This window comes from Desulfobacter sp. UBA2225 (genome assembly GCF_002348205.1).
Classification (GTDB): domain Bacteria; phylum Desulfobacterota; class Desulfobacteria; order Desulfobacterales; family Desulfobacteraceae; genus Desulfobacter; species Desulfobacter postgatei.
The window spans coordinates 1-19,908 of sequence record NZ_DDYV01000087.1 but is presented as its reverse complement, the minus strand read 5'-3'; the positions used below and the strand labels follow the sequence as shown (position 1 = coordinate 19,908).

Below are 19,908 nucleotides of genomic sequence, written 5' to 3'. Positions count from 1 at the left end.
AGAGGCTTTAACGGGGTAACAAGTTCTGTTAACCGAACGGAATACCGGGGATAAATCATTATATCCATCATGGCGTAAACACCTTTTACCTGATGATGGGGAACCCTGCCCGGCATGATAATTCTTTCTTCCAGACCCAAAGACAAAACCTGCTGTTGCAGATTTTTTTGTTCCTCTCCCCCGCCTACAAGCAGGAGTATCAAATCCGGATGATTCGGTACGAGTTTGGCAAAGGCTTCAACTAATAGATCAAGGCCTTCCCATCTGAAAAATGAGCCGATAAAGCCGATGACTTTTTTGTCTTTAAGCCCCCACTTTTCTACCAGCTCAGTATCCGGTTTACAGGGAGTAAAATTTTCAGAATGAATGCCATTGAATACCGGTGTTAATTTTTTGTATTTGATTCCTCTTACCATCAAATCTTTACGGATGCCATCGCATAGCACTGCGACATGCCTTACTTGTTTGCAAGCCCAGGTTTCAAGGGACTGGACAAAGCGATATTTCAGTGACTGCTCTTTATAGGTTGCTTGATCTACACCTGCATCTTCCCAATATGCCCGAATTTCATAGAGGACAGGCAGATTGAACGCTTTTCCTATTATCCAAGTCGGCAGGTAATTCAAAACGGGTGAATGGGCATGAAGGATGTCTGGTTTTTCAATGATTATAACCTGCACCAACTTGACGAACAGTAACAGCAATAGAAATCCTTCTGATAATAACGGGATGTTTTCAAAAGGATTTCTCCCTGTCCGGTAAAAAGTGTGTTCACCGATTTTTTCCTTTTTCGGACATTTCCCCTTTAAATCATTTTCATGTTTGGGAGATGTCAGAACAATAGGCGTCCATCCCATATTTTTCTGGGCGTTTAAAATATTCTGGCTTCTTGATGCATAACCGTCTAATAGGGGAAAACTATGATTCAGGATGTGTAATATTTTCATTTGTTTTTAAAAACCGGGGCTCGGAAATAATATCGATGCTTACGGAAATAATAGAACAGTCCTTTTATATGTTCAACTGTTGCCTTGCTGCATTTAAAACTTCTGGTGATTTCCTGGGTATGGTGAACAGCAAAAACTTCAGGATTGTACAAAATGTGATACCCTGCTTTCCATACTCTCAGACAGTAATCTGCGTCTTCTGGTGAATATATGATATTCTCATCAAGTGGCCCAATCTTATTGATCATATCTTTTTTAAGAACCCATAAAGCGGATATTGCATAGTCAACCTCATGGACCGTATTGGACTTTTTGTCAGTTTCTTCGGTTTTTTCAATCTTCCTTAAGAAAAAATAACGGGTTATCTTTCTCTGAATTGTTGGAAAGTGATCTGTTGTCTTTTGACGTCTGCCGTTAGGATAAATCAATTTGGGCGCAGCAATTCCTAATAGGCAATTTTTTTTTAAATTTGTAATCAGTTTTTCTATGGTGCCTGGCTGAAGTTCTACATCAGAATCCATGATGCAGATAAATTCTCCTATGGCTCTTTGTACGGCAAGATTCCTCGAATAGGTGGTTCCGGTATTCCAGTCCAACTTTATCAGCCGGATGTTAATGTCTTTTTGTGCTTCAATGATATTTATCGTGTTATCCTGGGAACCGTTATCAACTATTAATACCTCATAACTCAAATAACTGGATTCAAGGGATATAACAATGGATGAAAGGCATTTTGAGATATATTTTTCGGAATTCCACGTCAGAATAACAAAGGAGAGGTCCATGGCTCTTTTATCTTTTACTCATAGTGTAATATATTTTCTTGTCATATTGCCAAATGCTTTGGAAAAAGATAGCGGCATTCTCTGAATAACGGATTCTACTAACGGTCGTATTCTTCCGTGATCCGGAGTTAGGGGCTCTGTGGCTGGTCTGTTGAGATTGCCCATCAGGAATCCTGTAGGGCTGAAGTCAGCCCAATGAAGGCCTTCCGGTTCTGCTCCCCATTGCTTTTTAAAATGAAATGTTCCTTCAGCCGGTGTGGAACGACCAAAATCAAATTCAGGATAACCGTTATCTGCGGCAAATTTTAAAAAGGACCAGTAAAGCATCATATTGGGATTGCTCGTATTAAACCGGCGTAAAGAGGATGCCCAGGGGATAGAAACAACTTTTGGATGGCACAGTATAATTCCTGCGGCAGCAGGGCGGCCGTTCGGCATATATACGACCGAAACATGTGCTCGGTTTGCATAGGCTTTTAATATGGATGAAATCCATTCCCTGCTGTGAACAGGAGACCCCAAGTCCCTCATATTTTCCGAAAAGACGGAGTAAAAATCATTTAGCAGATTTGTCGAACCGATGATTGATGTAAGACCGTTTTTATAAGCTTTATTAATCTGGCTTCGAAGTTTGGCTTTAAATGAATTAAGCAGCTTATCAGAGGACTTTGGTAAAGACAAAATCATCCTGACCTTTTGTTTACAGAGCGTTTTATCCGGTGACAGATTGGCAAATGATCGGGTTGATCGAATGACCACTTTTGCTGAGGGGGCTATCTTTAATGCCTGTCTCAACAAAATTGTTTCAGTGGCAGGATCCTCTGCCAGTGGTCCCCCTGCATCGCAGTACGGAAGCGAAATAAGCTCCCTTTTAAAAGGTATATTGAAGTATATTAACGGGAGTACACCTTTTACCTGATTTTTTGATTGTGCCATGAGATAAAGAGGTTGAAACCGATAGGCTTTTTTAACCGCTTCCTGCCATGCAAAAAGCTGATAAGCAATGCCGTCGGGGTGAGAAAGGACATAATTGTCCCAGGCCTCTTTATCTAAATTGGATACTGTTTTTACAATCAATGTATTCGGTTTTTATTATCGCACAAAGACACTAAGCCACGAAGAAAAGAAATCATCTCTTTGTGTCTTGGTGTGAGAAAAATTAATCATTCGAATTCGACCCGATGATAAATCTCGGAAAGTAATAACTGGCAATCAATAGATTCAAGTTTGATTTTTGTGTCAATATTTGTATACGGATCAAATATACGCCACATACCGTCATCTCCACGAATAAATTTTTCAACCTTACAATGGTATTGAGATACTATAATATATTCCTGAAGTGAAGGGATGAGCCGATAATGTGCGAATTTCTCACCTCTATCATATAATTCAGTGGAATTTGAAAGGATCTCAATGATAACAACTGGATTCAATAAGGTATCAAATTTTTCATCTTCCAATTCAAGATCACCACAAGCAACAACCACATCAGGATAGGTATATTTATCAACTTTCTGAATCTTGACTCTCATGTCGCTTAAGAAAACATCACAGGACCTGTCTGCCAACTGGTTTCCAAGAAATCGATTAATATTACTGCCAATCCGGTTGTGATTTACCTTTGCGCCTGTCATGGCGAAAATTTCACCAGCATAATACTCATGCTTGATTTCGGAAGCTCTTTCAAACTTTAGGTATTCCTCCGTCGTCATCTTGAGTTTTTCTTGTGATTGATTCATGTTGCTGCTCTTTTTTTGTTTACCTACGGCACTGATAAATGATCGCACAAAGACACGGAGACACAAAGGATTTTTTAATCTTCCACTAAGGCACAAAGAGAGATTTCTTTATAACCCCCATGCCCTATCGGACACAACAAACAATGAAAGATGTGAGTATTGAGTAGTGAGAAAAACAGCTTGTTTTAAATCTCACTACTCAATGCTCAAAACTCGATACTTTCATATAAAAGAATTATATCAAAATTTCTTTTAACTCATCGTACTTTTTGAACTTCTGGTCTACTGACATAAGCTTTGCATTTGAAGAAATGGCTGTGGCCATTATAATTCTATCTTGCGGATCACTGTGATGCTCCGGTAACTGAACAGCTTTTGTGGCAATTTCGGGTGTGATCGGTAATCCTTCAATCCCAGACCCGGCAAGGGCTTTATCAAACCAATCAATAATTTTACAATTCAGATTGATGCGGCCATGCTGAGCAAGCCAAGCAACCTCAAAACAACTTATCGCTGATACAGAAACCATATCAGCATTGTTGATAATGTCATGTTGATTTGGTTTCAACCGTTTGAGGTCATTATTTATCCACCACAACCATATATGGGTGTCTAAAACAATCATGTAGGTAGATCCCACATATCTTGTGATGTGGTATTGATTACGTCTCCTAAAATTTTTACCTTACCTTTTAAATCAGGATGTGGTTCTCTTTTGTTTTTTCCTCTTATTGCTTTTGTTTCATTTAGATCCAGAATAATAATCTCAAATTGCTTATTGGGGGGGAGCAAGGGCATGTTTTTTACCTTTCCTGTGTGATCCGTCTCTGTAATTATTTTTTTGGCAAACATGTTATCTCCCTCTTTTTAATGTCTNNCTTTGTGGCTTTGTGTGAGGAAAAGTAATTATTCGAATTCGACCCGATGATAAATCTCGGAAAGTGATGTTAAATATCCTCAAAAACTATCTATAATCTCACCCACAAGTTTAGCGATATCAGGCTGACATGGATGTTAATAACCGCCTGTTTGCGTGGCCGTATTTCCTCTTTGATCTCTGTTTTTTCCGAAAGTCCAAAGACTTAAAATTTTTCAATTGAATTTCGAAAATAATCAAGATAGTGCTGGCGCTGCATAGGTAATATCCGTGATTGTGGCCAGGCGTTCATTCAGGTTTTTCCACAAATTATACTCTCCTGACCATTCTACATATTCCATATCTTTTCCTTCAAGGTCTTCTGCTGTCCAAGATTCCATAAACTCTTTAGAAGATATTTTATACTCTCCATATTATCGCACAAAGACAATAGGACACAAAATTTATTAATTAAAGCTCTCACAATGACACTAAGCCACAAAGGGTTTTATTGGATGGTTCCGTTGATTAGGCGGGTAATTCCGTCTTTCATTAGTGCCTCACCGAAGTTGAGGAGAAAACCAAGTTTTTTATCAGTCAGTTTCAGGTATGTGAGTACCTGTTTTTTGTGTGCTTTTGAAATGGTTTCCACGGATTTCAGTTCTATGATGACTTTATCCTCAACAATGAGATCCGCCTTGAAGCCCTGTTGGAATTTTATTCCTTTATAATTTATGGGAATGGGAATTTGCCGGTCCACTTTCAGGCCCCTTGATTCGAGTTCGTGTTTCAGCAGGACTTCATATACGGTTTCAAGAAGCCCCGGGCCAAGTTCTTTATGGACTTGGATAGATGCGTCTACTATTAATTTTGCTATATCGTTTTCTGTCATTTTTTTCTCGCACAAAGACACTAAGGCACAAAGGGTGGTTTTTTCTTTGCGGCTTTGTGCCTTTGTGCGAGGCTGAATTTAGATAAATTTGGTATAAAAAAGAATACCGACCCGGTTAATGTGATCAATAAGATCCTGGTTTTGAATTGTTTGGAATACTGTAAGATCCAGTTTATAGGGCAGCAGAAGATCATCAAGATCTATCTCCAGTTTATTCAATCGGGAATCCTTTATAAGGTCGTCCATGATGACCAGATCAATATCAGAACCGGTATGATAATTGCCTTTGGCTCGGGAGCCGTAAATGCAAACCCGTTTAATTTCAGGATAGGATTTAAACACACCATGAATTTTTTGAATGCTCTCTGAAGGTAATCCGAAGCAGGAAAGTTTATTTTCCATGGGCTAATTTTTCCATGACCTTTTCAAAGTCGACAAAAAGGTTGTAATAGATGTCTGCAACCTTCAATATGATATCGTCAACCATGACATCATCGTATGTGTGTACTGCTCTGTTCCGTGTGTTGATCATACCCATCCAGCTTTCACCATCTGTAATCAGCTGATTCTGAAAAGATTCCCTGGTTGCATCTCTTGATCCTGTGATGTGGGTATTTCCCTGGTATTGAAAATAGTCCTTCATCACTTTCCAGGCCAGCTCATGGGTGAATTCAAAAGCTTTAACAAAGCCCTGACGCTCTATATTGGATAAAGGTCGCTGCTTGTGAAGCAAGACGGCTTCCCTGAGTCGATCCAGCGCTTTTTTATAATTTTGAAACCGCTGCTTCCAGCGGATATCTTCCTTCATTTTTATTCCTGTTCTCGTACATTATCTCACAACGGCATTAAGACACAAAGCGTATTTATTTCGAATAAAGGCGTCTCTGAGAGCGGACTAAGCTAAGCGGCTTTAATATAGATAAAAAACTTAGAGCCCGCCTTTATTGATTTTTTAAGTTGCGTTTTTAATGGTTCAGAACACCGATATCCGCTGATACAACTCTTTTATCGCTGATAAATATAAAGGACATTTTTTATAGATTTGTTCTGCCTGTTCTTCATTATATGTGTGTGACAGTAAGTTTCTGGATTGAATCATTTCTAAAAAAATATCCTCCTGTTCGATAATCGAAAGGGCATATGCTTCCTTGAAAACGAGTCTCGGGGATATTGCTCGGATTCCATGGATATCCTCTAAGAAGATTTTCAGTGTTTTCCACATCAATTCATATGTAAATTCAAACCGCTGGATCGTGGCATCCATAACAATGGACGATTCCGGTTCCTGCAGCGCTTCTGCGAAACGATCGGTCGCCTTTCTCAAATTTATCAGACTTTTTTCCAATTTGCCTGATTTCATACTTGGATTTCCTTTGTGTGTTTTAAAGCGACCTTTTTAAACGCTTCATCTTGGTATCATGCAAAGGCGTGAAGGCTTATTTGATATAGTAACCGCCCAGCTTAGGCGAACCCTTAAATATAATTTTAATAAGCAAAAAGTTCTTGTAGGCATTTAATAATCTCGACTTGAACATTTTTGGGGATAACTCCAAGTTTTCGAATGAGCCCGGATTTATCTACAGTTCTCAATTGGTCAAGAAGAATCAATCCTTCCTTTTCTTTAAATGTGAACTGAATCCTGGTTGGAAAAATGAAGCCTTTAGAAGTCATTGGTGCAACTATGGATGTCTTTAAAGCGGACATCTCATTGGGCGATATGACAACACAAGGTCTGGTCTTTTGAATCTCGGAGCCTTTTGTGGGATCGAGTTGTACCAACCAAATGTCAAACCTACTGATGCTTTTTTTTACCACTCCCAATCCTCATCTTCTACCAGTGGAGCATCCAACCACTCTTTATCTGATTCCTGTAATTCATTCGATTTAAGCACTATATCAAATTTTTCTTTCCAGCCATGTCTTGCCTTCTTAACAGGCTGGATTAAGAGCCCTTCATCAATTACTTTGAATTCGAGTTCAGTATTATCAAGATTTGCTTGCGCTATAATTGCTTTTGGAATTCTCACGCCTTGAGAATTTCCTATTCGTATCAAGGTTGGCATGACTACCTCCATATTATTTTGATTGCAACTGTCAATTTGTTATGAAGGGTTATTCTTTGATTCCCTTTGTGTATTTTAAAGCAACCTTTTTAAACGCTTCATCCACTGAATTGAAATCGACAAGATCTATTTTTAATAGTGTAGGGATTTGCTCTAATTTCTCCTGGATGCTCAGCCATTTTTTTCCTGAAATCTGTGAATCAGTAAGTATCCCGATATCGATATCGGATTTTTCATCGTTGATTCCTCTTGCGCGGGACCCGAATAGAAACAATTGATAGTTGCCCTCTATTTCACTGCTGATTATTTTTGAGACCTGTTTCAGGATTTCTTCTGTTTTCATTTTGATCTCACAAAGACACCAAGACACAAAGATTTTTATTCGACTTTGTGATCCTTTGTGTCTTTGAGGCTTTGTGTGAGAATAAAATTAAAATTGTTAATGAGACAGAAGGATATCAGTGATTCGTTTCGCAGCACAACCGTCCCAGAGGTCGGGTTTTTTGCCGGTTCGCCAGTTGCCGGCCATAATTTTTTCAAAAGCATCAAAAATTTTATGCTCTGATGTACCGACAAGCTCGTTTGTTCCTTGGGTGATGGTGATGGGACGTTCTGTATTTTCCCGGATGGTCAGACAGGGAATCCCCAGAGCAGTGGTCTCTTCCTGAAGTCCACCGGAATCTGTCAGGGCCAGTTTTGCGTCTTTCCACAGGTTTAAAAACGCCATGTATGACAGTGGAGGTGTCAGCGTTATGGTTTCAGGGGGCTGGATGCCAAAGGCTTCCATATTTTTTTGAGTTCTTGGGTGGATGGGGAAAATTAAAGGCAACCTTTTAGATATCTGGTCAAGGGTTTTGAAAATCCGTACCAGGGTTGGCTTGTCATCCACGTTGGAAGGTCTATGTAAGGTTACGACACCGTACTCGGTGTGGCCGGATTTATAGTCGTTGTGCTTGAGGATGGTTGAATCCATTTTTTCCAGTTGAGAGAGCTGATAAAAGAGATTATCGATCATAACATGACCGACAAAATGAATGCAGGATTCCGGTTTTCCCTCTTTTTTCAGATTGGTCATACCCTGTTCTTCCGTGACGAAAAAGATATCTGAAATAGCATCGGTAACCATGCGGTTAATCTCTTCGGGCATCTCAAGGTCAAAGCTGCGGAGACCTGCCTCCACATGGGCGACCTTGATGTGCATCTTTTTGGCTACGACGGAGCAGGCCAGCGTGGAGTTAACATCGCCCACGACCATGACAAGATCGGGCCTCTCCTGTTCGCATACGGCCTCGAATTCAACCATTATTTTTGCGGTTTGCCGGGCGTGAGAACCTCCGCCTGCCCCTAAATGGTAATCAGGATTGCGGATGCCCAGCTCCTCAAAAAAGATGTCGCTCATGTTGGCGTCATAATGCTGGCCTGTATGGACAATTTTATAGGCAATATGGTCTGCCCGGCTGTCAAAGGCCCGGGCAATCGGGGCTATTTTCATAAAATTAGGCCGGGCCCCGGCAATGAGCATCACTTTTATCATAAATTCCACCCTATAGACGCCAGAACGGGATGCCGGCCTGTTTAACCTGGTCGGCGTCGAGCATGCTTTTAACATCAATCAGCCCGCCCATTGAATTCAATTTATCGGTAAATGACTTTAAGGGCTTATTTCTGTAACAATCATGGGGAACGGCCAGTATTAATGCTCCCAGGTCCGTAAGTTCCTCCCATGGCTTAAGCTCGACATTGTAGTATGCCTTGGCTTCTTCCGGATTGGCCATGGGGTCGTGAACCAGAATCTGACATTCGTATGATTTCAGCTCATTGATGATGTCCATAACCCGGGTATTTCTTAAATCCGGACAGTCCTCCTTGAAGGTAAGTCCGAGGATCCCGACCCTGGCGCCTTTAACGGGCTGGGAAGCCGAAATCATCATTTTAATGGTTTTTTCCACTACAAATTTGCCCATGTTGTCGTTGATCCTTCTGCCTGCAAGGATGACTTCGGGATGATATCCCTCACTCTGGGCCTTGTATGTCAGGTAATAGGGATCTACGCCTATGCAGTGCCCGCCAACCAGACCGGGAAAAAATTTGAGAAAGTTCCATTTGGAACCCGCAGCCTCCAGGACATTTTTCGTGTCAATGCCCAACCGGTCGAATATCAGGGCCAACTCATTCATCAATGCAATGTTCAGATCCCGCTGGGTATTTTCAATGACTTTGGCGGCTTCCGCTTCCTTAATCGTTTTTGTCCGGTGTACACCGGCCTTTACAATGGATTCATATAGGGCCGCCACTTTTTCAAGGGTATCTTCATCGTCGCCGGAGACCACCTTAACTATCTTTGTAAGGGTATGTTCCTTATCACCCGGATTTATTCTTTCCGGGGAATATCCCACATGGAAATCCTTTTTCCAGGTCATGCCGGACTCTTTTTCCAGAATGGGCACGCAGATCTCTTCAGTGACGCCTGGATATACTGTGGATTCAAACACGACAATGCAGCCCGGTTTCATCACTTTTCCCACTGTACGGGATGCACTTTCAACCGGGTAAAGATCAGGCTGCCTTGCATTGTCTATGGGTGTGGGAACAGCCACAACAATGATATCGGCCTCTGACATGCGGCCCGGGTCCGTCGTTGGTGTAAAATATGCGGCATTTTCAAATTTTTCTTTTGAAACTTCGCCGGTGGGATCTTTGTGGGCCAGGCTATTGTCCACAATGGACTGTTTTAAATCAAACCCGATGGTCTGGTATTTTGTACCAAAATGTACGGCTAAGGGCAGACCGACATATCCTAACCCAACAACTGCTATTTTAATGTCTTTTATCAATTTAGTTGGTCCTCATTTTGCTTTCAATATTTTGCTTTCAATTAGAACCACGAAGTTCACGAAGAACACGAAGTTTAGTACACTAATATCTTCGTGTTCTTCGTGGTAAAATAAAATACTCAATGCTTAACCTTATGACATTGGTTTGAAATTGATCTAAAACAACGTATCCAGATAATTTTTGCAGGTAAGAAAATAAGCATCTGAGAACGCGCAAATCATCCGTTTTAATTTACTTTCTGTTCTGTTGAGGTTGATATAGTGCCTGAATTTGAATCCCCGGGATGCCTGATGGACTCTTGGCTGATTTGGATCAAATTCCCATGGATGGGCATAAAAAACAAAAGCGTTGTTTTTTTTCAGGACACGGGTTATGCCCTGCTTGAAAATAGAGGTGGGATACAATCTGAAGTATCCGCCGCCACCCAATGGAATGGTTGTTCTGCCCAGATGCAGGTTGCTGATGGGCAGTTCGAAAAAACGGGTAGCCAGTTGGTAGCTTCCGCCGCGCTTTATGGATTTTGACAGATCTATGCTGCCGTATCTGCCATGGGCCGAAAAAGAGTTATAACTGGAATCGTACAAATATCCGGCCTGTTTGATCTTTTCCAGAATCTGGTCGTTAACGGCAAAGCTTGGAGCTCGATATCCATAAACAGCCTGGCCTGTTATATCTTCGAGGCGTTTTTTACTGGTCAAAAGATCCCGGGTCAACTGATTTTTATTTAGAGACGTACACAGGTGGTGGTTGTCTCCGTGGGAGGCGACCTCATGGCCTCTGTCTCTAATCTGTCTGACCAAAGCAGGCAGTCTTTCTGCAATCCAGCCAAGAATAAAAAAGGTGGCTCTGGGTTTAAAAGAAAAGGTATCCAGCAGGTCCAGGATCAGATGGGTATTCTTTTCCACCCGGGGTTCCAAAGAATTCCAGGTTGAAAAGTCAATATACGACTTGAAATTTTCCACCTGAAACCACTCTTCGACATCAATTGTCAGAAGTATTGCGGGCTTTTTTGCCAATTTTCGTCAACAAAATAAATAGAAGATAAACCAGAACAAGGCCTGTGCCAAAGACGATTAAGCCGGACATGTCATGAAGAAATCCATGGGCGGCTTCCGGGCCCACCCAGGCCGCCAGCATGCCGGTAATGGTCAACCGGACAACATTCGTGGCCACGGCGATGGGAACGGCAGATAAAAATAGCACCCATTTTTTCCATTGGCTGACATGGGATAAAAATGCAAATGCTCCGGTCAGGGCCAGCAGTGATGTCAATGAGCGAATTCCCGAGCAGGCATCCACCACTTCCAGGGAGGTATTGGCCAGGTGAAGGATATTGCCCTCCCTGAACACCGGGATGCCCACCATGCTGATGGTTTCAGATGAAATTCGGGCAGCAAAAAGTTGAAGGGGGAAAGCGATTTTATTCCAGATAATTGCTGGAATGGGGATCATCATGATCAGGTAGATCAGCGGGACAATAAGCGCTTTGAGCATGGCCGTCCCAAAGCTGAACGCGATGATGCCGGCCAGAGTGATGATCATGGATGTCCGCATTAAAAACAATTCTGCGCCAAGATTCCCCGCCATATATACCATCATGCCGAAAATAATGATAAAAATACCTGACATTGATGATTTGCATGGGATCTGGCGCAGGTGGTTCTGGCGATACCAGACCATATACCCGGCAACAAAGGGAATGAGAAATCCATGGGAAAAATTGGGATCAATAAACCAGTCCCCTATGAGGTCCTTTAACGTCGACCAGTAGAGCAAGGTAAATGTGGCGGCAATCAACAGAATCTGAATTATTTGCTTTGATTTCATGAAATTAATTTGGAATAAATTGATTGAGGGTAGGGTAAACCTCATCTGCAAATTGCGTCAAAAGCACCTCGGTCTCTGTTTCATTCTTTATGACCGGCGCAATCAGGCGCACAAAAGAGCCGTCCGTGCGGTTTTTCGTGATTGAATCCAGCACCAGCCAGATTTTCTGCATATATTCTGAACTGATAATCCGGCCCCGGGACTGGAACCAGTAATATACGACCTGCTTTTGCCCATCTTTGTTCAGCAGAAGTCGGGCTATTTTTATTGTTTTACCGCTCTTGGGTAAGTCAATGGGGATAACAGAACTTTGGACAATATTCCACCCTGCACCAGGCATGCAGTTTTTGGGTGAATGGATCAAATCGCCTTTACTCTGGCTTTGATAGAATCCCACATAAAGATTCACTGCCTGGCCCGGGCCTTTGCTGAAGTTCGCCATGATATAGTCTTCAACCCCCAGGATATTGTACACCTTTTCGTCCATTTGACTGGATACACCCCGCCAGGGGCCAATCTCAAGGGGAAATTGACTGAAGGGGCGGTTCGGTTTGATACGCTCTGAGTGTGAAAACAGCGTTGTCAGCCCGGCGGCTGAAATAAGAAGGATTACGATAATGGCGGTATGTTTGGGTGACATTTTTTAATCAAATATTGCTTTTTCAAGGCTTATTCTGGACAACACCTTATCCGGTCGGATAGGCCGTTCCGGAATAAAACGAACAAAAACGGAGATGGTATTTTCTTCGTAATTCTCTCTTGAGGCATCATCTGTTTTAAAATTTGTGTGAGTGGCATCGGTACTTACCTGGAGCCATCTCAACGGATTCCATGCCAGGCCTCCGCCGATCTCGTAGGTGTCGTCCTGGCGGTTTGTGATGTCTTTGAACTGCTGAAGCTCGTAAGAACCAAACAGATTGGAGGAGAGACGCCTTGCAAGCATATAGCTTAAGTAAAATCCTGCCTGGTAGTTTATATTGTATCCCAGACTTGCAGCCTCCTCATCAGATTCTTCATATGAACTGCTGGCGGTGAGGTACAGCGACCCTTTTGGACTGAAATTAAAAATTTTGTAGACGTTGAGATCCAAAAACGGGTCTGTTGAATCCTCATTGTTGTTATCCCACTCATTGAAAAGAATGCCGACCCCTATTGAGACCCCTGAGTCCTCTGTTATATCCCAGTCAACACCCACGGACGGATGATAAATGACATGATTTCCATCCTCCCTGTCAGACATGTAATGGCGGTATTTGACATAGCCATCAAAATGCCGGGTAATTTTTCGAATGTACCGAATATCCCCTGCAATAGTCTCATAATCATTACCGGTAGTCATCTCAAACTTTTTGTCTTCATATTCCAGATTGGTTCCAACGCCATCCTTCCGGGTAAACCAGTAAGTCAAAAAGGCGCTGGGTTCATAGCTTTCATATTCATCGGCGTCCGAATTTTGATAATTATCTGTTTCGTAGGAGAAATCTGCCCCCATACTGTTCTGAGGGCCAAATGCCTTACGGATGGAAGCACCGGCAGTATACGTCTGGTGTTCCTTGTAATCACCGGTTCTGAGCTGCTGGTCAAAGCTGTTTGAATAGTCATATGCGAGGGATGTTTTAAGCGTTTTTGTCAACTGGCTGTCAACAGATGCACTTGCAGAATGCTCCCAGGACTCTCCGGTATTGTTCCCGTCATGTCCGTCATAAGTGATATCTGCCGTGGCAGTCGTATGTTTTGTGGCCTGAAAGGCAGCAGACAAGCCGGCGTTGTGATCCAGGCCGTCCCTTTCATTCAGATTTTTATAATCCGTATACTCCGGATTGTATTCCAGGTAAATTTTGCTTCTTTTGTTTAAAAACCCCACGGAAAATCCAAGCTCATAGGACGTGGTCCACTCTTCAAACGTGTCGCTCCCGGTTTGAAAATAGTTGTCCGTATACTCCTCTGTGACTGTCAGCGTCGGTACAATCTGGGTAACCATCCTGGCCTGGACAAATGGAACCTGCAGCACAAGACAGATCGCAGCAGCCCAAAAAAATGCATGGAGAGTTATCATGGACAATTTCATGAGATCATACCTCCTGCTTTGTTGAAAATATCGCAAGATCAGGGAACGATAATGATATCGTCGGCTTTGAGCTGGATATCCTTTTCGAGTTTGCCCTTTTTAATATCGTTATAATCAATTTTGATCATCTGTTCCTTTCCGTTTTCCCTGCGTACCAGGAGGATCTTATCCTTGGACGCCCATTCAGTAAATCCTTTGGCCAAAGCAAACGCCTGTACAACGGTCAGTTTTTTAACTAAAGGATATTCACCTACGGCCATTACTTCACCAAGTATGTAATATTTCTGGCTTCCCGGGTCTGCCAGGGTGACGGTGACTGTTGGTGCTTCCACAAACTCAGCCAACCGAGTCTCAATTATTTTTTTCAATTCCATTGTGGAGCGACCTTCAGCCTGGATATCATCCAGCAGAGGAATGGTGATTTTACCGTCATTGCGGACAAATACGTTTTCAAATGTCAGATCTGCTTCCTTCCATGTTGTGACTCGCAGGACATCTCCAACGCCAATTTTATAATCTCCGTTGGTGGATACCTGAGTGCTGTCTGCCGCAACAGCTACTGCCAGACAAACACAGGCGGTACACAACACAAAAAAGGAACCCAAAAACCATCTTATTGAATTAATTTTAAACATAGCTCCGCCCCCTCGATTACATCGATTAATCTCTTTTTGAAATCTGTATATATCACAGATTCGCTAAATTTTATGACCCATTAAAACTAAAGACACCAACAATGCACGGCTAAAATGGCCGCCGCAGGCGCTTCGTCCTCTTGTATCTTGCTTTATGTAAATCTTGCTTACCTTGCACCTTTGCCGAAAAGAACGGTCTTAACGGTTTTTAAAAGGATGACCATATCCAGGGCAAAGGACATATTTTTTATATAAAAAAGATCATAATTGAGTTTTTCCACCGCATCTTCAACGGTTGCTCCGTAATCATAACAGACTTGAGCCCAGCCCGTGAGCCCTGGCTTTACATTAAATCGCTGGGCGTAAAAAGGAATTTCTTTTTCCAGCTGATCCGTAAAAAATTTGCGTTCGGGACGTGGCCCCACAAGACTCATGGTGCCCCTGAGGACCTCCCATAACTGGGGCAGTTCATCTATCCTGTATTTCCTTATGACGCGTCCCACCCGTGTGATCCGGTTATCGTTATTACCGGCCCATACCGGACCTGTTAACTTTTCAGCATCCTGCACCATGGAACGGAATTTATGCATCATATATTCTTTTTTCCTACCGCCAACCCGGTCCTGGGCAAAAAGAACAGGCCCTTTTGAATCCATCTTGATCAGAATGGCCACTATTAGCAACAACGGAGAAAGAAGTATCAGAAGGAGTGAAGCCAAAATGATATCCTGCATGCGCTTCATACCCGCCTTAAGCAGTGATTTCTGGAACCCCTTGGAAAAAATCAACCATGAGGGCTCTATCTCTCGAACCAAGACCTTTCCGGTCAGCATTTCATAGAAAGCGCTGCCTGAAATGACATCAATACCTTCGGTCCTGCAGTTAATCAGCTCCTGGGTTGGAAATCGTCCTCTTTTTTCCTTAAATGCCACAATAATTTTGTTTATGCCATATATTTTTGAAATTTCACCAAGCGTTTTATTCTTTTGCTTCACCATCAACTTTTCAGGCAGTCTATTTTCAGGCAGTCTATCTGTTGCCTTGTCAGGTTCATCAGGAATAACAGCACAAACTGTATAGCCGCAGTCTATGGTTCTCGTGATTTTTTTATAAATATCCTTGGCCAGCTTGCTGGAACCAAGAATAATAATACGATGGTTAAACATCCCTTTGTTAAGAATATGAAGATAGCCGATCCGCCAGAATATGATGAAAAAAATCAGAAAACATACGCTTAAGATATAAATTTTCTGATCTATAATCACCAGAGGGAAAAGAAAATAGACGCCGGCCAGGAAGATAGAAGCAACCCCCAGGGATTGTAGCAGGCGGATTATAATTTCCGGGATCTGTGAAGCAATGTCAAAATCATAAAGGTCATTATAATACAAGCAGGTTTGTAGAATAGCGGTGATCAGAACTATTCTTAAAATCAACATCAGATCAAACCAGTATGAATTGGAAACGGTTAAAATGGCTGTTGATAAAAGAAAACAACTGAAAATCACGCATCCTTCCAGAAAAAAAAACAACATGTTTCTGATAGGGAAATATTGGCGCAAAATACTGAGCATTTTTTTAAGGAAGCTCCCGGTTTAATCAACGCTGCTGATGATATCCGTATCCATAACCACTTTTATGATAACCATAACCATATCCAATCGTTTTTTTTGAGAAATTCGTTACAACCCCCAATACCTTTTCACGGCCGTAAATATCCAGAATGTCTAAAACCTCCTTGATTCGTGTTTTTCCATGGCGGATAACTAAAATAATGCCATCTACAAACCGGGCAATGGCATTGGTTTCTGATGTGATATAAGGAGGCGAAGTATCAATAATGATGTATCTGTCATTATAACGCAGTTTGACCTCATGGAGCAGGCGGCGCATCTGATCAGAAGACAAAAGTTCTGACGGATTAGGCGGAATCTGCCCTGCGGGCAGAATAGTCAATTTGTTTACAGACGATTTTTTAAGAACCGAAGACAAAGGTACGTTCTTTGATAGGTAATCGCTCAAGCCCTGCTCTTTACCGCTATAGCCAAAAGATGTATGGATCGTCGGTGACCTGAGATCACAGTCCATGAGAAGAACATATTCATCAATACTCTGGGCTATGCTTACGGCAAGATTGGCTGCCACAAAGGATTTGCCTTCATGTGGAGAGGCGCTTGTCACCATGATCGTTTTAGGCGGGGTTCCTTTTTCAGGGAACAAAATATTGTTTTTTAACAGCCGGAATTGTTCCGAAACAGGCGAATGAGGGTCGGAGGCTGTGACAAGAGCTGGATATGTCCGGCTGGAGCCGGATTGAGTTACCTCGTCTGATTGTTTATAAACCTGGTTGTCTGGATCATCACAGACCAAAGCTGTGTTATCTCTTAATTCAGATTCTTTTTCCGGTGTTACGTTATTTCCTGCTTTTTCCAGCGCCTTAAATATCTTTCCCAAAACCTTATTATACCCCGGTATTATAAATTGAGTGTGGTTTTTATAAAATTCATTGTCCGGTCCAGGCCTTTATGATTCAATATTGCAAAAAATGCCAGAAACACGGCACTATAGCTGCAGCAACAGATGAACATGACCCATTCAATTTTTTTCTTTGTCCTGCCGTTCGGTTTTTCCAGCGGGGGAATTGATGCCAAAATAGGCAGCCCTATCAGGGTGTCAATCTGGTCATCCCGCCGGATGACAGAGAAGGTTAGCAACTCCTTTAAAAAAAGTACACCTCCGCCCAATCCAAGTCCCCCGGCGATGGATAATAAAAACATCATTTTAACATTGGGAGAGATCGGCTTTTCCGGCAGGCGGGCATGATCCAGTATCCGGAACTGCTCCCCTTTTTGTTTTTTTTCCATGTTGACGGACAATTCGGCTTCCAGCTTTCTGTCCAAAATAGAGTTGTACACGTCCTGAATATTGCCGTAGTCCCGTGTAAGTGATTGGAGTTCCAGTTCTCGTTTGGGCGTATCTTCAACGCGCTGGGCATAATTTTTCATTTTTTCCTGAATTGCTGAGACCTCAGCTTGAATATTATTTGCCTCCGCGACAAGTTGAGCGCGCTGCGCCTTCAACGGTGCCAGAGGATCCATTCCCATGTCCGGCAGAATATCTTCCTTTGACTCGGCTGAGGGTAGTTCCTCCTCTTCCTTTGCAGCTTCCAGCTTTTGCTTTAATTTCTCTATAATGCTTTTTAATTTTTTGACATCCGGATGCTTTTCAGTATATCGAAGCAAAAGCGCATCGTATTTTTCTTGAGCAGCCTGGACAGCAGAATCATCCCCTTCCTGGGACTCTTCAAGATCAAAACTTAGAAAATCATCTCCACCGCTGCCGGAACCACCTGTCGCAGCCATGGATGAAATCTGGGAATCAAGTTGACTAATGGAATTGTTCACTTCCCTTAAAAGCATTGCTTTATCAGTGACCTCCTTTTGCATCCGATCCAAAGTGCGCAAATTAGATTCCAATTCATCAGGTAAACCCCCAAGATACTTTGCCCTGAACGCCGCAAGCTTCTGCTCTTTTTCCTCAAGCCGTTTTTTGGTTTTCTCTAACTCTGAGTCAAGGAATTCACTGGTTCCTATGGCCTGGGCCTCCCGGACTTTGAGGTTCTCATCCATAAAATATGACGCCAGCGTATTGGCAATGCGCATTACCCGCTCTGGTTCACTGCCGGTGAAGGAGATGGAAAAGGCTTCTGAACCTCCTCTGGAATTTTCAATTTTAACCTTTATCTGTTTTCTCAACGCCTCTATTTTCTCTTCCTGGTATATACCGCTACTATTTTCGTACAGCCCGAACTGTTCAATAATCTGTTCGAGATTGCTTCGGCTGAGAACCTGTTGGGATATGGTGCTGATCCGCTCGCCGATACCGGAAGAGACAACAGATTTTATATAGTTTATGGGAACCCGCTGGGGCTGAACAAGGATCATTGTGCCGGCCTCGTAGGTTTTATTGGCAGTCAGTGTCATCCCAAGTCCCAATGTCAAGGAAATGCACAAAGGAACAATCAAGAACCAGCGTCCCCGGATAAGGACATCAATAATATAATCTGGTTTAATTTGAGTCTGCGATTGGAACGGGTCTGTCATCTTCATTCCTGAGTAAAACTGAAAGTATTTGTATCATAAAAGGGAATATTAATATTTATCAGATCCTGTTTTTTTGTCAATATTTTATTGTGCATAAAAGCCTTTCATAATAGTGAAACCTTTAAACAACGAACAAACACCAATTGCAAAAGCAAATATGGTGCCACATTTAATTTTTTACTAAAATAATAATTGTGGAAATTTTAAACGTCTTGGAATCAAACACTCTTTTTTCATCTAAAATAAAGCTTGTTAAATTTTAAAATTTTCCACGGAGGGGGATTCACAAATTAAAATGATTAAAAAAGTCATAAAATATGAAAAAAAAGTAATAATTATGGATGATTTTTTCGTACCCAAAGGTTTGAGTCCAGTTGATTACCCTTTTAGGGGGATACAATACCGGCCTCTCAGGAGGGCGGATTCTTTATTTTTACCCGGTACAAAGGATCCCCAATAAGCAGCTGTTTCCAGGACAGATATGGCAGACTGACTAGATAAGATTCGGCCAAGGTCAGTTTTCCCTGGGCGAGAACATCAAATGGTTCATGTACCAGCGGGCTGCCATATCAAGACCGGCATGAACCGAGTACTGCGGGCTGTATCCCAGAAGATCCCGGGCCTTGGATATATCTGCCAGGGAATGGCGAACATCTCCCGGCCTGAAATCCCTGTATTCCGGCATTACACCGGCGCGGTCCGGCAGTGCGCAGGCCACACGGTCACGGATTAAAGAAAACAGCTGATTTAACGTGGTGCGCTGACCAAATGCAACATTGTATACCTGGTCGGCGGCGTCATCCCCGGCTGTTGCAGCCAGCAGATTGGCCTGAACACAATTATCGATGAAACAAAAATCCCGGCTGGTTTCACCGTCCCCATTTATATACACCGTGCTTTTACGGATCAATGCACCAAACCATAAAGGAATTACTGCGGCATAGGCCCCGTTAGGGTCCTGGCGGCGGCCGAATACATTAAAATACCGAAGCCCGATGCTTTTAAACCCGTAGGTGGAAGCAAACACCCGGGCGTAGAGTTCATTGACCAGTTTTGTCACGGCATAGGGGGAAAGAGGATTGCCGATATTCTCCTCTTTTTTGGGAAGTGTTGGATGGTCTCCATAGGTGGAACTTGACGCAGCATATACAAACC

24 protein-coding genes are annotated in these 19,908 nt (G+C 42.5%); all 24 read right to left on the bottom strand.

What is annotated here, in order from left to right; translation table 11 throughout:
• Positions 1 to 947: glycosyltransferase (locus B3D59_RS04700; protein ID WP_286818040.1), on the bottom strand; the 947-nt coding region annotated here is incomplete at its 3' end.
• A complete protein-coding gene (locus B3D59_RS04695; protein WP_286818039.1) occupies positions 944 to 1,732 on the bottom strand; it encodes a glycosyltransferase family 2 protein in 789 nt (262 codons plus the stop codon). The genes B3D59_RS04700 and B3D59_RS04695, both read right to left, overlap by 4 nt.
• Before the next feature lie 18 nt (positions 1,733 to 1,750).
• The gene (locus B3D59_RS04690; RefSeq protein WP_286818038.1) at positions 1,751 to 2,809 is read right to left on the bottom strand and encodes a GNAT family N-acetyltransferase; all 1,059 of its coding nucleotides are present in this window, start codon (positions 2,807 to 2,809) and stop codon (positions 1,751 to 1,753) included.
• A gap of 86 nt (positions 2,810 to 2,895) precedes the next feature.
• Positions 2,896 to 3,474, bottom strand: coding sequence for a Uma2 family endonuclease (locus B3D59_RS04685; protein WP_286818037.1), 579 nt, complete (start codon positions 3,472 to 3,474; stop codon positions 2,896 to 2,898).
• A 235-nt stretch (positions 3,475 to 3,709) separates the two neighbouring features.
• Complete coding sequence (locus tag B3D59_RS04680) at positions 3,710 to 4,099, bottom strand: type II toxin-antitoxin system VapC family toxin (RefSeq protein ID WP_286818031.1); 390 nt, start codon at positions 4,097 to 4,099, stop codon at positions 3,710 to 3,712.
• On the bottom strand, positions 4,096 to 4,326 hold the full coding sequence (locus tag B3D59_RS04675) for a hypothetical protein (protein ID WP_004072830.1): 231 nt from the start codon (positions 4,324 to 4,326) through the stop codon (positions 4,096 to 4,098). Before B3D59_RS04675 ends, B3D59_RS04680 begins: the two co-directional genes overlap by 4 nt.
• 512 nt (positions 4,327 to 4,838) lie before the next feature.
• Positions 4,839 to 5,222 (bottom strand): GxxExxY protein, encoded by a 384-nt coding sequence (locus tag B3D59_RS04670; protein WP_286818030.1) that lies wholly within the window; start codon positions 5,220 to 5,222, stop codon positions 4,839 to 4,841.
• Positions 5,223 to 5,300: 78 nt separating this feature from the next.
• Positions 5,301 to 5,624 carry a nucleotidyltransferase domain-containing protein gene (locus B3D59_RS04665; protein ID WP_286818029.1) on the bottom strand — a complete coding sequence of 108 codons (324 nt, stop codon included), beginning with the start codon at positions 5,622 to 5,624 and terminating at the stop codon, positions 5,301 to 5,303.
• Entirely contained in the window at positions 5,614 to 6,030 is a 417-nt protein-coding gene (locus tag B3D59_RS04660; protein ID WP_286818028.1) for a nucleotidyltransferase substrate binding protein, read from the bottom strand. The genes B3D59_RS04665 and B3D59_RS04660 overlap by 11 nt, the downstream gene beginning before the upstream one ends.
• Positions 6,031 to 6,195: 165 nt before the next feature.
• Complete coding sequence (locus B3D59_RS04655; RefSeq protein WP_286818027.1) at positions 6,196 to 6,582, bottom strand: HI0074 family nucleotidyltransferase substrate-binding subunit; 387 nt, start codon at positions 6,580 to 6,582, stop codon at positions 6,196 to 6,198.
• Positions 6,583 to 6,707: 125 nt separating this feature from the next.
• Positions 6,708 to 7,037, bottom strand: a complete 330-nt coding sequence (locus tag B3D59_RS04650; RefSeq protein ID WP_286818023.1) for a type II toxin-antitoxin system PemK/MazF family toxin — start codon at positions 7,035 to 7,037, stop codon at positions 6,708 to 6,710.
• Positions 7,031 to 7,285: an AbrB/MazE/SpoVT family DNA-binding domain-containing protein gene (locus B3D59_RS04645; RefSeq protein WP_286818021.1), complete on the bottom strand. Its 255-nt coding sequence runs from the start codon at positions 7,283 to 7,285 to the stop codon at positions 7,031 to 7,033. Before B3D59_RS04645 ends, B3D59_RS04650 begins: the two co-directional genes overlap by 7 nt.
• Positions 7,286 to 7,334: 49 nt before the next feature.
• On the bottom strand, positions 7,335 to 7,628 hold the full coding sequence (locus tag B3D59_RS04640; RefSeq protein ID WP_286818020.1) for a nucleotidyltransferase family protein: 294 nt from the start codon (positions 7,626 to 7,628) through the stop codon (positions 7,335 to 7,337).
• A gap of 96 nt (positions 7,629 to 7,724) precedes the next feature.
• A complete protein-coding gene (gene wecB / locus B3D59_RS04635; RefSeq protein WP_286818017.1) occupies positions 7,725 to 8,819 on the bottom strand; it encodes a non-hydrolyzing UDP-N-acetylglucosamine 2-epimerase in 1,095 nt (364 codons plus the stop codon).
• A gap of 10 nt (positions 8,820 to 8,829) precedes the next feature.
• The gene (locus tag B3D59_RS04630) at positions 8,830 to 10,119 is read right to left on the bottom strand and encodes a nucleotide sugar dehydrogenase (protein ID WP_286818015.1); all 1,290 of its coding nucleotides are present in this window, start codon (positions 10,117 to 10,119) and stop codon (positions 8,830 to 8,832) included.
• A gap of 156 nt (positions 10,120 to 10,275) precedes the next feature.
• On the bottom strand, positions 10,276 to 11,136 hold the full coding sequence (locus B3D59_RS04625) for an XrtA system polysaccharide deacetylase (RefSeq protein WP_286818009.1): 861 nt from the start codon (positions 11,134 to 11,136) through the stop codon (positions 10,276 to 10,278).
• Positions 11,102 to 11,947 (bottom strand): exosortase, encoded by an 846-nt coding sequence (gene xrt / locus B3D59_RS04620; protein WP_286818008.1) that lies wholly within the window; start codon positions 11,945 to 11,947, stop codon positions 11,102 to 11,104. The genes B3D59_RS04625 and xrt overlap by 35 nt, the downstream gene beginning before the upstream one ends.
• 4 nt (positions 11,948 to 11,951) lie before the next feature.
• On the bottom strand, positions 11,952 to 12,587 hold the full coding sequence (locus tag B3D59_RS04615; protein WP_286818006.1) for an exosortase C-terminal domain/associated protein EpsI: 636 nt from the start codon (positions 12,585 to 12,587) through the stop codon (positions 11,952 to 11,954).
• Between the two features lie 3 nt (positions 12,588 to 12,590).
• Complete coding sequence (locus tag B3D59_RS04610) at positions 12,591 to 14,015, bottom strand: outer membrane beta-barrel protein (RefSeq protein ID WP_286818004.1); 1,425 nt, start codon at positions 14,013 to 14,015, stop codon at positions 12,591 to 12,593.
• A 38-nt stretch (positions 14,016 to 14,053) separates the two neighbouring features.
• Complete coding sequence (locus B3D59_RS04605) at positions 14,054 to 14,650, bottom strand: polysaccharide biosynthesis/export family protein (protein WP_286818003.1); 597 nt, start codon at positions 14,648 to 14,650, stop codon at positions 14,054 to 14,056.
• Between the two features lie 167 nt (positions 14,651 to 14,817).
• A complete protein-coding gene (locus B3D59_RS04600) occupies positions 14,818 to 16,224 on the bottom strand; it encodes a TIGR03013 family XrtA/PEP-CTERM system glycosyltransferase (protein WP_286818002.1) in 1,407 nt (468 codons plus the stop codon).
• A gap of 25 nt (positions 16,225 to 16,249) precedes the next feature.
• Entirely contained in the window at positions 16,250 to 17,104 is an 855-nt protein-coding gene (locus tag B3D59_RS04595) for a polysaccharide biosynthesis tyrosine autokinase (protein ID WP_286818000.1), read from the bottom strand.
• Positions 17,105 to 17,124: 20 nt separating this feature from the next.
• Positions 17,125 to 18,753 carry a GumC family protein gene (locus tag B3D59_RS04590; protein WP_286817999.1) on the bottom strand — a complete coding sequence of 543 codons (1,629 nt, stop codon included), beginning with the start codon at positions 18,751 to 18,753 and terminating at the stop codon, positions 17,125 to 17,127.
• Between the two features lie 514 nt (positions 18,754 to 19,267).
• On the bottom strand, positions 19,268 to 19,908 hold a 641-nt coding region (locus B3D59_RS04585), incomplete at its 5' end, for an NAD-dependent epimerase/dehydratase family protein (RefSeq protein ID WP_286817997.1).

What these genes read in the sequence shown, in the direction of transcription:
- B3D59_RS04675 (WP_004072830.1), bottom strand. Translation starts at nt 4,326, where the DNA reads ATGTTTGCCAAAAAAATAATTACAGAGACGGATCACACAGGAAAGGTA.
- B3D59_RS04665 (WP_286818029.1), bottom strand. Translation starts at nt 5,624, where the DNA reads ATGGAAAATAAACTTTCCTGCTTCGGATTACCTTCAGAGAGCATTCAA.
- B3D59_RS04605 (WP_286818003.1), bottom strand. Translation starts at nt 14,650, where the DNA reads ATGTTTAAAATTAATTCAATAAGATGGTTTTTGGGTTCCTTTTTTGTG.
- B3D59_RS04695 (WP_286818039.1), bottom strand. Translation starts at nt 1,732, where the DNA reads ATGGACCTCTCCTTTGTTATTCTGACGTGGAATTCCGAAAAATATATC.
- B3D59_RS04655 (WP_286818027.1), bottom strand. Translation starts at nt 6,582, where the DNA reads ATGAAATCAGGCAAATTGGAAAAAAGTCTGATAAATTTGAGAAAGGCG.
- B3D59_RS04590 (WP_286817999.1), bottom strand. Translation starts at nt 18,753, where the DNA reads ATGACAGACCCGTTCCAATCGCAGACTCAAATTAAACCAGATTATATT.
- B3D59_RS04680 (WP_286818031.1), bottom strand. Translation starts at nt 4,099, where the DNA reads ATGATTGTTTTAGACACCCATATATGGTTGTGGTGGATAAATAATGAC.
- B3D59_RS04645 (WP_286818021.1), bottom strand. Translation starts at nt 7,285, where the DNA reads ATGCCAACCTTGATACGAATAGGAAATTCTCAAGGCGTGAGAATTCCA.
- B3D59_RS04640 (WP_286818020.1), bottom strand. Translation starts at nt 7,628, where the DNA reads ATGAAAACAGAAGAAATCCTGAAACAGGTCTCAAAAATAATCAGCAGT.
- B3D59_RS04660 (WP_286818028.1), bottom strand. Translation starts at nt 6,030, where the DNA reads ATGAAGGAAGATATCCGCTGGAAGCAGCGGTTTCAAAATTATAAAAAA.
- B3D59_RS04670 (WP_286818030.1), bottom strand. Translation starts at nt 5,222, where the DNA reads ATGACAGAAAACGATATAGCAAAATTAATAGTAGACGCATCTATCCAA.
- wecB (WP_286818017.1), bottom strand. Translation starts at nt 8,819, where the DNA reads ATGATAAAAGTGATGCTCATTGCCGGGGCCCGGCCTAATTTTATGAAA.
- B3D59_RS04685 (WP_286818037.1), bottom strand. Translation starts at nt 3,474, where the DNA reads ATGAATCAATCACAAGAAAAACTCAAGATGACGACGGAGGAATACCTA.
- B3D59_RS04600 (WP_286818002.1), bottom strand. Translation starts at nt 16,224, where the DNA reads ATGCTCAGTATTTTGCGCCAATATTTCCCTATCAGAAACATGTTGTTT.
- B3D59_RS04610 (WP_286818004.1), bottom strand. Translation starts at nt 14,015, where the DNA reads ATGAAATTGTCCATGATAACTCTCCATGCATTTTTTTGGGCTGCTGCG.
- xrt (WP_286818008.1), bottom strand. Translation starts at nt 11,947, where the DNA reads ATGAAATCAAAGCAAATAATTCAGATTCTGTTGATTGCCGCCACATTT.
- B3D59_RS04615 (WP_286818006.1), bottom strand. Translation starts at nt 12,587, where the DNA reads ATGTCACCCAAACATACCGCCATTATCGTAATCCTTCTTATTTCAGCC.